General features: G+C 71.7%; 12 protein-coding genes and 1 riboswitch. Of the genes, 2 read left to right on the plus strand and 10 right to left on the minus strand.

Annotated features, from left to right (window positions below):
* Window positions 1-57 precede the first annotated feature (57 nt).
* A complete protein-coding gene (locus ACFYV5_RS22755; RefSeq protein ID WP_389171256.1) occupies window positions 58-696 on the plus strand; it encodes a uridine kinase in 639 nt (212 codons plus the stop codon).
* Window positions 697-1,061: 365 nt separating this feature from the next.
* Window positions 1,062-2,960 carry an AAA family ATPase gene (locus tag ACFYV5_RS22760; RefSeq protein ID WP_355111679.1) on the plus strand — a complete coding sequence of 633 codons (1,899 nt, stop codon included), beginning with the start codon at window positions 1,062-1,064 and terminating at the stop codon, window positions 2,958-2,960.
* Between the two features lie 42 nt (window positions 2,961-3,002).
* On the opposite strand, the gene ACFYV5_RS22765 is transcribed toward ACFYV5_RS22760, so the two are convergent.
* The 10 genes from ACFYV5_RS22765 to ribD all read right to left on the minus strand — a co-directional run bounded on the left by ACFYV5_RS22765 (window position 3,003) and on the right by ribD (window position 11,452).
* Window positions 3,003-4,103, minus strand: a complete 1,101-nt coding sequence (locus ACFYV5_RS22765; RefSeq protein WP_389171260.1) for a hemolysin family protein — start codon at window positions 4,101-4,103, stop codon at window positions 3,003-3,005.
* Window positions 4,100-5,440 carry a hemolysin family protein gene (locus ACFYV5_RS22770; protein ID WP_389171263.1) on the minus strand — a complete coding sequence of 447 codons (1,341 nt, stop codon included), beginning with the start codon at window positions 5,438-5,440 and terminating at the stop codon, window positions 4,100-4,102. Before ACFYV5_RS22770 ends, ACFYV5_RS22765 begins: the two co-directional genes overlap by 4 nt.
* 206 nt (window positions 5,441-5,646) lie before the next feature.
* A complete protein-coding gene (locus ACFYV5_RS22775) occupies window positions 5,647-6,099 on the minus strand; it encodes a PH domain-containing protein (protein ID WP_355111684.1) in 453 nt (150 codons plus the stop codon).
* A 31-nt stretch (window positions 6,100-6,130) separates the two neighbouring features.
* Entirely contained in the window at window positions 6,131-6,979 is an 849-nt protein-coding gene (gene hisG / locus ACFYV5_RS22780) for an ATP phosphoribosyltransferase (protein WP_355111685.1), read from the minus strand.
* A 52-nt stretch (window positions 6,980-7,031) separates the two neighbouring features.
* Window positions 7,032-7,313 (minus strand): phosphoribosyl-ATP diphosphatase, encoded by a 282-nt coding sequence (locus ACFYV5_RS22785; RefSeq protein ID WP_355111687.1) that lies wholly within the window; start codon window positions 7,311-7,313, stop codon window positions 7,032-7,034.
* Window positions 7,314-7,348: 35 nt separating this feature from the next.
* Window positions 7,349-7,834 (minus strand): 6,7-dimethyl-8-ribityllumazine synthase, encoded by a 486-nt coding sequence (ribH, locus tag ACFYV5_RS22790; protein ID WP_389171269.1) that lies wholly within the window; start codon window positions 7,832-7,834, stop codon window positions 7,349-7,351.
* A gap of 27 nt (window positions 7,835-7,861) precedes the next feature.
* Window positions 7,862-9,139, minus strand: a complete 1,278-nt coding sequence (locus tag ACFYV5_RS22795; RefSeq protein ID WP_389171272.1) for a bifunctional 3,4-dihydroxy-2-butanone-4-phosphate synthase/GTP cyclohydrolase II — start codon at window positions 9,137-9,139, stop codon at window positions 7,862-7,864.
* A complete protein-coding gene (locus ACFYV5_RS22800) occupies window positions 9,136-9,735 on the minus strand; it encodes a nicotinamide riboside transporter PnuC (RefSeq protein WP_389171936.1) in 600 nt (199 codons plus the stop codon). Before ACFYV5_RS22800 ends, ACFYV5_RS22795 begins: the two co-directional genes overlap by 4 nt.
* A 44-nt stretch (window positions 9,736-9,779) precedes the next feature.
* A complete protein-coding gene (locus ACFYV5_RS22805) occupies window positions 9,780-10,388 on the minus strand; it encodes a riboflavin synthase (RefSeq protein ID WP_355111692.1) in 609 nt (202 codons plus the stop codon).
* A 2-nt stretch (window positions 10,389-10,390) separates the two neighbouring features.
* Entirely contained in the window at window positions 10,391-11,452 is a 1,062-nt protein-coding gene (gene ribD, locus ACFYV5_RS22810) for a bifunctional diaminohydroxyphosphoribosylaminopyrimidine deaminase/5-amino-6-(5-phosphoribosylamino)uracil reductase RibD (protein WP_389171939.1), read from the minus strand.
* A gap of 187 nt (window positions 11,453-11,639) precedes the next feature.
* Window positions 11,640-11,769: riboswitch (FMN riboswitch) on the minus strand.
* Window positions 11,770-11,819 lie beyond the last annotated feature (50 nt).

An 11,819-nucleotide genomic window follows, 5' to 3' on the forward strand; every position in this document is an offset into this window, starting at 1 on the left:
CACTGGCGGCGCCACTCCCCTGACCTGCGCCGAACCGCGCTCGCCTACGCTTGCCCCATGACCGGCCCCGACCCCGCCCTCGACCGCGCCGCCGACGCGCTGCGCAGCCTGCCGCCCTCCTGCGGACCGGTGCGCCTGGTCGCGGTCGACGGTCACGCCGGCTCGGGCAAGTCCACCTTCGCCGCGCGCCTCGCCGCCCGGCTGGTCGCCCCGGTCCTCCACCTCGACGACCTCGCCACACACGAGGAGCTGTTCGCGTGGACGGAGCGGATGCGGGACCAGGTGATCGTGCCCCTCTCACGCGGCGAGGCCGCGCTCTATCACCCGTACGACTGGAATCTGAGGGCCTTCGGCCCGCCGCGGGAGCTGCCGCCCGCTCCGGTCGTGCTCGTCGAGGGCGTCGGCGCGGGGCGGCGCGCCCTGCGCCCGTATCTCGCCGCGCTGCTCTGGATGGAACGGGGCCCGGAGGAGTCGTGGGCACGCGGCCGGCACCGCGACGGACCGGCCCAGTCGGCCTTCTGGGACGGCTGGACGGTGGCGGAGACTCGCCATTTCGCCGCGGACCCTTCGCGGCCCTTCGCCGACACCCTGGTACGAGAGTGTCCAGAGGGGTACGAGTGGCTCCCAGGGCCTTCCGTGACAGCAGGCCCGCACCAGATCATGACGGAGCGTGACGGAGCCCGCCTCCGGAAATGAGCGGTCGAAAGTCGACTTCCGCAAGTGCCTCAACTCACCTTGACCCAAGGGGCGGACAGGTCTTACGTTCTCAATGTGCGGCTTTTCGAAGTCGCCGCGGACACGAAGCCCCCGGTTGTTCCCCCGTGATCGGGGGCTTCGTTCTGCCCTGATCATCCCCTTCCCTTGCCCGCAGCCGACCCCTGATGCTTACCCAGGGTTACGGTCGCCGGATCATGCGCTTCTCCTTCGTCGCTCACCCTCTGCGCAGGTACGATGCCCTTCGGTGGGGTCATATCCCGTCCACGAGAAGGCGGTTCTGTACGGCTTCCGGCGGGCGCCCGCCCGCCGGGACAGCAACGGGGGCACGTTTTGTGGGGGACCCGATGGACATCGGCACGCAGGGCGGACAGGCCCCGGCCGAGCTCGCCTGGCTGCGGGGAGTCGACGCCTACACGATGGGCGCCTATCCGCAGGCGGAGGAAGAATTCCGTACGGCGGTACGCGTCGATCCCGGCATGGCGGACGCCTGGCTCGGGCTGCACGCGCTGCGGGTGGACACCACCACCGCGCTGCTGCGGATGTACCGCAACCGCGACCGCTTCGGCGAACAGCGCGCCCGGCACCGCCGGACCCTGAACTCCTGGTACTGGCTGGGCTGGTGGGTCCAGCCCGTCCTCGAGAGCCCGCGTGATCTCCTGCTCGCGCACGCCTCGCACTGGCTGGACGGACGCCATGTGCCGGAACTGGACCGGGCGTTGGCGGGTCTGCCGCCGGTCGACACCGATCCGCAGGTCCGCTTCCTGCACGCCTGCCGGTCCTATCTCGTCAAGGACTGGGACCAGTTGGTCCGGCACACCGAGCCACTGGTGGACGACCCCCTGCTCGGGATCGAGGCGGGACTCTTCGGCGGGATGGCCCGGGTCCGGCTGGAGATGTACGGACAGGCGGAGCCGCTGCTCTCGGCGGCGCTGATGCGGTGCCGCAGCGAGCAGCCTCAGCGCAAGGAGCTGCGGTACTGGCTGGCCCGGGCCCACGAGGGCACCGGACGCAGCGCCGCCGCCCTGCCGCTCTACCGGGCGGTGCACCGGATCGACCCGGCGTTCATGGACACGGCCGCCCGGCTGGCGGCGATCACCGAGTACGACGGATTCGAGGGCCCGGACGACCCGGCGGGGCTCGCCTCCGTCGCCCTCGGCGGGATCGGGCAGGACACGGCCGACGCGACCCAGACCGATCCGGACGGGACCGCCGGCGACGGGCTCCGGCTGGGCACGGAGCCCGGACCGCCGCTCGCTCCCACCGGACCACCCGAGCCCCCGGACGGGGTACGGCAGAAGGCGGCGATCCCGCGACAGCCTGCGCCGCCGCGCTTCCCCGCCAGCCCCACCGACCCGGCCCTGCTGGCCGAGGCGCTCGCCGAACTGGAGCGCATGGTCGGGATGGAGCCGGTGAAGCGGCAGGTCAAGGCGTTGTCGGCGCAGCTGGAGATGGCCCGGCTGCGGGCCGGGCAGGGCCTTCCCGTCCAGCCGCCGAAACGTCACTTTGTCTTCTCCGGTCCCTCCGGCACCGGGAAGACCACCGTCGCCCGGATCCTCGGACGGGTCTTCTACGCCCTCGGACTGCTCGGCGGCGACCACCTCGTGGAGGCCCAACGGGCCGATCTGGTCGGCGAGTTCCTCGGCCAGACCGCGGTCAAGGCGAACGAGCTGATCGACTCGGCGATCGGCGGGGTCCTCTTCGTGGACGAGGCGTACTCCCTCTCCAACACCGGTTACAGCAAGGGCGACGCGTACGGGGACGAGGCGCTTCAGGTCCTTCTCAAGCGCGCGGAGGACAACCGCGACCACCTGGTGGTGATCCTGGCCGGCTACCCCGAGGGGATGGACCGGCTGCTCGCCACCAACCCCGGGCTGTCCTCCCGTTTCACGACCCGCGTCGACTTCCCCTCGTACCGCCCGCTCGAACTGACGGCGATCGGCGAGGTCCTGGCGGCGGCGAACGGGGACTGCTGGGACGAGGAGGCACGCGACGAGCTGCGCTCGATCAGCGGCCATGTCGTCGAGCAGGGCTGGATCGACGAGCTCGGCAACGGCCGCTTCCTGCGCACGCTGTACGAGAAGTCCTGCGCCTACCGGGACCTCCGGCTGTCCGGCTACCCGGGCACCCCCACACGCGAGGACCTGGCCACGTTACGCCTCGCCGACCTGATGCAGGCGTACGGGGAGGTCCTCTCGGGCCGCGGCCCGGCCCACCGGGGCCCGCAGGAGCCACCGGGGTTGTGACCGCGGCGGTCCCGCCGGGTGCGCGTACCCGGCGGGACTCCGTCAGCCCGCGAGAGCCTGGGCCGACTGCTCGGGCCGCTGTTCGCCCAGGGGTACGGCGGTGAGTGCCTCGGCGCGGTGTGCCGGGTCGCGGACCTCGCCGACCAGCATCTCCAGGACGTCCTCCAGGGCGACGAGACCGAGGACGCGCCCCGATCCGTCCGCGACCTGCGCGAGGTGGGTGGCCGCGCGGCGCATCACGGTGAGGGCGTCGTCGAGCGGCAGCTCGGACCGGACGGTCGCCATGGGGCGCCAGAGGTGCTGCGGCACGGCCCGTTCCCGCTCCTCCAGGTCGAGGACGTCCTTCACGTGCACGAAGCCCATGAAGGCGCCGCTCGCACCGCGCCCTTCGGCGCAGACCGGGAAGCGCGAGTAGCCGGTGCGCACGGTCAGCTCCTCGATCTCCCGCGGGGTGACGGACGGGGCGACCGTCACCAGCGCGGCCGAGGCGATGAGGACGTCCGTCACCGGGCGGCTGCCCAGTTCGAGGGCGTCCTCCAGGCGCTCCTGCTCGGCCGGGTCGAGCAGTCCGGCCTGGCCCGCGTCCTCGACCAGCCGGCCGAGCTGCGCACGGGTGAAGACCGCCTCCACCTCGTCCTTCGTCTCCACGCGGAAGGCCCGCAGCACCAGCCGGGCGCAGGCACCGAGCGCCCTGGTCACCGGCCGGCAGAGCCGGGCGAATCCGACGAGCCCGGGGCCGAGCCACAGCGCGGTCCGCTCCGGCGCCGCCATCGCGAGGTTCTTCGGGACCATCTCGCCGATGACGAGGTGCAGGAAGACGACCGCGGCGAGCGCCACGACGTACCCCAGCGGATGGATCAGTCCTTCCGGCACCCGCACGGCGTGGAAGACCGGTTCGAGAAGGCGTGCCACGGTCGGTTCGGCCACCGCGCCCAGGGTCAGCGAGCAGACGGTGATGCCGAACTGGGCGGCCGCCATCATCTGCGGCAGGTTCTCCAGGCCGTGCAGGACCTGGCGCGCCCGCTTGCCGCCGAGCGGCTCGATCTGGCTGCGGCGCACGGAGACGAGGGCGAACTCGGCGCCGACGAAGAAGCCGTTGGCCACCACCAGCAGGAGGGCGAACAGCAGTTGGGCCAGGCTCATCGGACGGCCTCCGGCACGAGGGGCAGTTCGGCGACCCGGACGATCCGCACCCGTTCGGCGCGGAAGCGGTCCACCTGTCGCACCGAGAGCCGCCAGCCCGGGAGTTCGGCACGGTCCCCCGGGGCCGGGATGCGGCCGAGGAGATCGGCGACGAGCCCGGCGACCGTCTCGTACGGCCCGTCGGGCACGTCGAGGCCTATCCGGTGCAGGGTGTGGACGCGGCAGGAGCCGTCGGCCTCCCAGGCGGGATTGCCGTCCTCGGCGGGGACGGCGGCCAGTTCGGGCCGCTCGTCGGCCGCGGTGTCGTGCTCGTCGCGGACCTCGCCGACGAGCTCCTCCACGATGTCCTCCAGGGTGACGACCCCGGCCGTGCCGCCGTACTCGTCGACGACGACGGCGATCGGCTGTTCCCGGCGCAGTCGCTCCAGAAGAGCCTGGACCGGCAGGGTCTCGGGGACGAGCAGCGGCGGGACGGCGATACTGCCGACCGGAGTGCGAAGCCGCTCGTGCGGCGGAACGGCGAGCGCGTCCTTGAGGTGGGCCATGCCGACGATCTCGTCGATGCGTTCGCGGTAGACCGGGAAGCGGGAGAGCCCGGTGGCCCGGGTCAGGTTGAGCACGTCGGCCGCGGTGGCGTCCGACTGGAGCGCGCTCATCCGCACCCGCGGGGTCATGACCTGCTCGGCCGTGAGCGCGCCCAGGGACAGGGTCCGTACGAAGAGGTCGGCGGTGTCCTGTTCCAGCGTGCCCGCCAGGGCCGAATGGCGGGCCAGCGAGACCAGCTCGCCGGGGGTACGGACCGAGTCCAGCTCGTCGGTGGGCTCGACGCCCAGGAGCCGGACCAGCCGGTTGGCGACCCTGTTCAGGAGGGCGATCACCGGCCGGAAGACGGTCGAGAAGAGGTGCTGCGGTCCCGCCACGAACCGCGCCACCTGGAGCGGCCGGGAGACCGCCCAGTTCTTGGGGACGAGCTCGCCGATCACCATCTGGACGGCGGAGGCGAGCAGCATCCCGATGACCACGGAGACGCCGGGGACGGCGCCCTCGGGCAGTCCGGTCGCGGTGAGGGGCCCGTCGAGGAGCTGGGCGAGGGCGGGCTCGGCGAGCATGCCGACCACGAGGGAGGTGATCGTGATGCCGAGCTGGGTGCCGGAGAGCTGGAAGGACAGCTCGCCGAGCGCCGTGACGACGGTGCGGGCACGCCGGTCGCCGGCGGCCGCGGCCTGCTCGGCGTCCTGCCGCTCCACGGTGACGAGGCCGAACTCGGCCGCCACGAAGAAGCCGTTGGCGAGGATCAGGAGGAAGGCTGCGGCGAGCAGCAGAAGGGGGATGATCATGCCGCCGCCTCCGTGGAGGGGGCGGCGCGGGTACTACCGGACGATCCGTCCATTGCTGGAGGGAGTCACTCCTCGGGTCGCAGGGTGGCCCCGCGGGCCGCGACTGCGGCCCTGCACATGCGAGGCGGTGGTGCACTCGGCACCACCGCCTCCAGAGTAATCACGCCGACCCCGCCGGGGGCAGGGGGTCGCCCCGTATGGGGGACTCAGTCCGCTTCCGTCCCGGTGCCGCGGCTCTCGGCCAGGGCCCGCAGGGCGCGGGCGTCGCGGATGGCCTGCTGCTTGGCGATGCCGGGCTGGATGCCGAGCGCGGGCAGGCTGGTGCCGTCGCTCAGGTCCAGGAAGACCCAGGGGTCGCCGGGGCGCAGGTTGACCCGCAGGATCTCGGCCCACGCGAGCCGGCGGGTCCGGGTGATGTTGACGACGGTGACGCCGCTGTCGTCAGCGACGACCTTGGGGCGGCTGAGCAGGGCCAGGACGCCGAGGAAGAGGGCGGCCGTGAAGATGAAGCTGGCCCGCTCCCCCGGTCCGAGCTTCTCCAGCATCAGCGCGACCGCGGTGATGACGGCGAACATGACCGTCCCGATCGTCAGCAGGACCGCTCGGGTGCGGCCCGGCCGGAAGGTGACCGGAAGAGTGGGCAGGGGTGGCTGGGACATCTCGCGTCGTTCCTTCGTGCCTGCGGGAGGGTCAGAGGCGGCAGGCGTGGATGGCCGTCGTCAGGATGGCGCGGGCACCCAGCTCGTACAGATCGTCCATGATCCGCTGCGCCTCCTTGGCCGGGACCATGGCCCGGACCGCGACCCAGCCCTCGTTGTGCAGGGGCGAGATCGTGGGCGACTCCAGGCCCGGGGTGAGGGCGACGGCCTGCTCCAGGTGCTCGGCGCGGCAGTCGTAGTCCATCATCACGTACGACCGGGCGACCAGGACGCCCTGGAGGCGGCGGAGGAACTGCTGGACCTGCGGGTGCTCGGCGTCGGCGCCGTTGCGCCGGACGACGACGGCCTCGGACTTGAGGATCGGCTCGCCGATGACCTCCAGGCCGGCGTTGCGCAGGCTGGTGCCGGTCTCGACGACGTCGGCGATGATCTGGGCGACACCGAGCTGGATGGCGGTCTCGACGGCGCCGTCGAGGTGGACGACGGAGGCGTCGATCCCCTGGTCGGCGAGGTGCTTGGCGACGATGCCCTCGTAGGAGGTGGCGATCGTCATCCCGTGGAAGTCCTCGGGGCCGTTCGCGGTGCCGGGCCGGGTGGCGTAGCGGAAGGTCGACCGGCCGAAGTTCAGCGGGAGGATCTCCTCGGCGTTGGCCCCGGAGTCGAGCAGCAGGTCACGGCCGGTGATGCCGATGTCGAGCTTGCCGGAGGCCACGTAGATCGCGATGTCCTTGGGCCGCAGGTAGAAGAACTCGACCTCGTTCTCGGGGTCGATGACCACGAGCTCCTTGGACTCCTTGCGCTGGCGGTAGCCGGCCTCATGGAGCATCGCCGACGCAGGTCCGGACAGTGAACCCTTGTTGGGGACGGCGATGCGCAGCATGGGGCTTCGGTTCCTTTGCCTAAAGAGTGTGGGGAGGGGGTGACGTGTGCGCTCAGAGGTGGGCGTAGACGTCGTCGAGCGAGATCCCGCGGGCGACCATCATCACCTGGACGTGGTACAGCAGCTGCGAGATCTCCTCGGCGGCGGCTTCCTTGCCCTCGTACTCGGCGGCCATCCAGACCTCGGCGGCCTCCTCGACGACCTTCTTGCCGATGGCATGGACGCCCTTGTCCACCAGCTCCGCGGTGCGGGAGGTGGCCGGGTCGCCGTTCTCGGCCTTGAGCTTGAGCTCGGCGAAGAGCTCTTCGAAGGTTTTACGGGTTCCGTTCGCCATGATGGTCCTAAGAGTACGGGGTAAGGGTCACGTACTTAGCGCCAGGGTTCGCTGACCGTGCGCAGCGTCGTCGCGGTGGCGACGGCGGCGGTGACGGCCTCGTGGCCCTTGTCCTCGCGGGAGCCTTCGAGGCCGGCCCGGTCGAGGGCCTGCTCCTCGTTGTCCACGGTCAGGACGCCGAAACCGATGGGTACGCCGGTGTCGATCGAGACCTGGGTGAGGCCGTGGGTGACGCCCTGGCACACGTACTCGAAGTGCGGGGTTCCGCCGCGGATGACGACGCCGAGGGCCACGACGGCATCGTAGCCGCGACCGGCGAGCACCTTCGCCACCACGGGCAGCTCGAAGCTGCCGGGGACGCGCAGCAACGTCGGCTCGTCGATGCCGAGCTCGTGCAGGGCCCGCAGCGCGCCGTTGACGAGTCCGTCCATGATCTTCTCGTGCCACTGCGCCGCGACGACCGCGACCCGGAGGTCGCCGCAGTTCTTCACGCTGAGGACGGGTGCGCCCTTGCCGCTCATGTCTCTCCTTGCTCGCTGTTCGGTGAACTACTGGTTTGCGCAGGTGGACGCGGTGCTCGCGTCCAGCCAGGGCAGGTCGTGCCCCATCCGGTCCCGCTTGGTGCGCAGGTAGCGGAGGTTGTGCTCGCCCGCCTGGACCGGCATGGGCTCGCGGCCCTCGACGTTGAGGCCGTACCGGGTGAGGGCGGCGGTCTTGTCGGGGTTGTTGGTCATCAGCCGCACGCTGCGGACACCGAGGTCGACGAGGATCTGCGCGCCGGCCGCGTAGTCGCGGGCGTCGGCGGGCAGGCCCAGCTCCAGGTTGGCGTCGAGGGTGTCGCGACCGCGCTCCTGGAGCTCGTACGCGCGCAGCTTGGACAGCAGGCCGATGCCGCGTCCCTCGTGGCCGCGCAGATAGACGACGACGCCGCGGCCGGCCTCGGTGATGCGGTCCATGGAGGCCTGGAGCTGCGGGCCGCAGTCGCAGCGCAGCGAGTGGAAGATGTCGCCGGTCAGGCACTCGGAGTGGACTCGGACCAGGACGTCCTCCCCGTCACCGATCTCGCCGTGGACGAGGGCGACGTGCTCGACGCCGTCGACGGTGGAGCGGTAGCCGTACGCGGTGAACTCGCCGTGCGCGGTGGGCAGCTGGACCTCGGCCTCGCGGCGGACCGTCGGCTCGGCGGAGCGGCGGTAGGCGACGAGGTCCTCGATCGAGATGATCGTGAGGCCGTGCTTCCGGGCGAACGGGACCAGCTCGGGCAGTCGCAGCATCACGCCGTCCTCGCCGGCGATCTCGACGATCGCGCCGGCCGGGCGCAGGCCCGCGAGGCGGGCGAGGTCGACCGCGGCCTCGGTGTGGCCGTTGCGGACCAGGACGCCGCCGGACTTGGCCCGCAGCGGGAAGATGTGGCCGGGGCGGACGAAGTCGGAGGGCTCGTGCTCCCCGCTCGCCAGCATCCGCAGGGTGGTGGCGCGGTCGGCTGCGGAGATGCCGGTGGTGACGCCGTGGGCCGGGGCCGCGTCGACGGAGACGGTGAAGGCCGTACGCATCGACTCGGTGTTGTGCTCGACCATCTGCGGCAGCTGGAGGCGCTCGAGCTCGTCGCTCTCCATGGGGGCGCAGATCAGGCCGCGGCACTCGCTCATCATGAAGGCCACCACCTCGGGGGTGGCCATCTCGGCGGCGATGACGAGGTCGCCCTCGTTCTCGCGGTCCTCGTCGTCGACGACGACCACGGGGCGGCCGGCGGCGATGTCGCGGATGGCCTGTTCGACGGGGTCGAGGGAGAGGTCGGTGACGTCCCAGATCGGAAGCGCGCTCATGCCGTAGCTCCTTCCAGAGCGGAAGCGGTACGCGTCCGGAGCCACCAGTCGCGCATGCCCCAGATGACGAGGGCGAAGTAGATCACGTAGACCAGGCCGGAGAAGGCCAGGCCGCTGCTGAAGGCCAGGGGGACGCCGACGAGGTCGACGAGGAGCCAGGCGAACCAGAACTCCACCAGGCCGCGGGCCTGGGCGACCATCGCGACGAGGGTTCCGACGAAGATGTACGCGTCGGCCCACGGGGACCAGGAGAGCGACGGGTAGAGCGTGAAGAGGCCGCCGACCGCCAGGGTGCCGAGGACGGCGCCGCCGAGGAGCAGGCCGCGCTCCTTCCAGCTGGCGAAGCGGACGGCGATGGAGCCGTCACCTCCGTCTTCGGACCGCCGCCTTCCACGGTTCCACTGCGACCAGCCCCAGGCGGCGACGCCGATGACCAGGAGCTGCTTGCCGACGCCGCCGCTGAGGTGGGCGGAGGCGTAGGCGCCGACGAGGATGACGCCGGAGAGCAGCTGCGCGGGCCAGGTGAGTATGGAACGCCGCCAGCCGAGGGCGAGGGCGATCAGGCCGATCGTGTTGCCGATCATGTCGGACCACATGATGTGCTGGCCGAAGGCGGTGAACGCTTCGGAGTTGAGCCAGCTCACTTGACGTTCTCCTTCGGCGTAGGGCCGAGCAGCCGCTCGACGTACTTGGCGATGACGTCCACCTCGAGGTTGACCGGGTCGCCGCTCTGCTTGATGCCGAGGGTGGTCAGCGCGAGGGTGGTGGGGATGAGGCTGATGGTGAACCAGTCCTCGGCCGCCTCGACGACGGTCAGGCTGACGCCGTCGACCGTGATCGAGCCCTTCTCGACGACGTACCGCGAGAGGTGTGCGGGCAGGGCGACCTTGACGATCTCCCAGTTCTCGGACGGGGTCCGGTCGAGGATCGTGCCCGTGCCGTCCACGTGCCCCTGGACGATGTGTCCGCCGAGGCGGTCGCCGACGGCCATCGGGCGTTCCAGGTTGACCCGGGAGCCGGGCTCGAGCGCGCCGAGGGAGGACCGCTTGAGGGTCTCCTCCATCACGTCGGCGGTGAACTCGCCGTCGCCGAACTCGACGACCGTCAGACAGACACCGTTGACGGCGATGGAGTCGCCGTGCTTGGCGCCCTCCGTGACCAGCGGGCCGCGCAGGCGGAAGCGGGAGGCGTCGGCCAGCTTCTCGACGGCGGTGACCTCGCCCAGTTCTTCGACGATTCCGGTGAACACGGTCAGGCTCCCTTGAGGGTCGCGGTGATGCGGAGATCGGGTCCGATGCGCACGGTCTCGGTGATGTCGAGCCGCAACGCTTCGGTGAGGGTGGTGATTCCGGCGTCGGCGAGGGCGTGGGGACCCGCGCCGAGGAGGACGGGGGCGAGGTAGCCGACGACCTGGTCGACGGCTCCCGCGGCGAGGAAGGCGGCCGCGAGGGTGGGGCCTCCTTCGAGGAGGACGGAGCGGACGCCCTGCTGGTGGAGCGCCGCGAGGAGTTCGGGGATGTCGAGGCCACCGCCGGGTGCGCGGGAGAGGCGCCAGGTCTCGGGGAAGTGCATGGTCTCCTCCAGGAGCACGTCCTCGGCCACGGCGATCACCGTGCGGGCCGCGTCGTCGAGGACCCGGGCGCCCGGCTCCACCGCGCTCGCCTCGGTGTCGACGACGATCCGCAGCGGCTGGACGGCCTCTTCGATGCCACGTACCGCCAGATGGGGGTCGTCGGCGCGGGCCGTGCCCGACCCGACGACGACGGCGTCGGCCTCGGCGCGCAGCCGGTGGACGTCGGCGCGGGACTCGGCGGAGGAGATCCAGCGGGAGGTCCCGTCGGCGGCGGCGATCCGGCCGTCGAGGGTGGCGGCGTACTTCCATCGGACGAAGGGGCGGCCGAGGCGTACGGAGGTGAGCCAGGCGATGTTGCCCGCCTCCGCCTCCTCGGCCAGGAGGCCGGGGACGACCTCGATCCCGGCCGCGCGCAGGGTGTCGGCACCGCCCGTGGCCTGCGGGTTCGGGTCACCGACCGCGTACACGACGCGGCTGATCCCGGCCTCGACGAGCGCCTGCGCGCAGGGGCCGGTGCGGCCGGTGTGGTTGCAGGGTTCGAGGGTGACGTAGGCGGTGCCGCCGCGGGCGAGGACGCCGGCCGCGCGCAGGGCGTGGATCTCGGCGTGCGGTCCGCCGGCGCGCTGGTGGTGGCCCTCGCCGGCCTGGTGTCCGGAGGCGTCGAGGATGACGCAGCCGACGATCGGGTTGGGGCTGGTGGAGCCGAGACCACGGGCGGCGAGCGCGATGGCGCGTCGCATGGCGGTGATGTCGGTCGGCTCTGCCACCGGGTCCTCCTGCCTCTTCGGGCACGGACTCCGGGGCCTGTCGATGACGACAGAGAGCGGGTACGACGCTTCGCACGGGGACGCCGAGGCCTGTTTCCACCGGTCGCCGACGAGGCCGACCAGCGAGAAAACGGCCGACGCACCCTTGAGGGGTCGCCCGCCGCGCACTGCCTCCCATCCGGACTTTCACCGTCGGTCCAGGAATTTCACCTGGTCAACCGGCCGCTGGATGCGGACGGGTCGCGGACTATACCGCCGGTTCGGAATTACACCGACCCCGGAGTGCGCTGCTGCTGATACAGGGCCAGTGTGCCACGGCTGATCGTCGGCCATGCGGGTG

It is taken from the genome of Streptomyces sp. NPDC003035, assembly GCF_042888285.1.
Classification (GTDB): Bacteria; Actinomycetota; Actinomycetes; order Streptomycetales; family Streptomycetaceae; genus Streptomyces.

What these genes read in the sequence shown, in the direction of transcription:
- ACFYV5_RS22755 (WP_389171256.1), top strand. Translation starts at nt 58, where the DNA reads ATGACCGGCCCCGACCCCGCCCTCGACCGCGCCGCCGACGCGCTGCGC.
- ACFYV5_RS22760 (WP_355111679.1), top strand. Translation starts at nt 1,062, where the DNA reads ATGGACATCGGCACGCAGGGCGGACAGGCCCCGGCCGAGCTCGCCTGG.
- ACFYV5_RS22765 (WP_389171260.1), bottom strand. Translation starts at nt 4,103, where the DNA reads ATGAGCCTGGCCCAACTGCTGTTCGCCCTCCTGCTGGTGGTGGCCAAC.
- ACFYV5_RS22770 (WP_389171263.1), bottom strand. Translation starts at nt 5,440, where the DNA reads ATGATCATCCCCCTTCTGCTGCTCGCCGCAGCCTTCCTCCTGATCCTC.
- ACFYV5_RS22775 (WP_355111684.1), bottom strand. Translation starts at nt 6,099, where the DNA reads ATGTCCCAGCCACCCCTGCCCACTCTTCCGGTCACCTTCCGGCCGGGC.
- hisG (WP_355111685.1), bottom strand. Translation starts at nt 6,979, where the DNA reads ATGCTGCGCATCGCCGTCCCCAACAAGGGTTCACTGTCCGGACCTGCG.
- ACFYV5_RS22785 (WP_355111687.1), bottom strand. Translation starts at nt 7,313, where the DNA reads ATGGCGAACGGAACCCGTAAAACCTTCGAAGAGCTCTTCGCCGAGCTC.
- ribH (WP_389171269.1), bottom strand. Translation starts at nt 7,834, where the DNA reads ATGAGCGGCAAGGGCGCACCCGTCCTCAGCGTGAAGAACTGCGGCGAC.
- ACFYV5_RS22795 (WP_389171272.1), bottom strand. Translation starts at nt 9,139, where the DNA reads ATGAGCGCGCTTCCGATCTGGGACGTCACCGACCTCTCCCTCGACCCC.
- ACFYV5_RS22800 (WP_389171936.1), bottom strand. Translation starts at nt 9,735, where the DNA reads ATGTGGTCCGACATGATCGGCAACACGATCGGCCTGATCGCCCTCGCC.
- ribD (WP_389171939.1), bottom strand. Translation starts at nt 11,452, where the DNA reads ATGCGACGCGCCATCGCGCTCGCCGCCCGTGGTCTCGGCTCCACCAGC.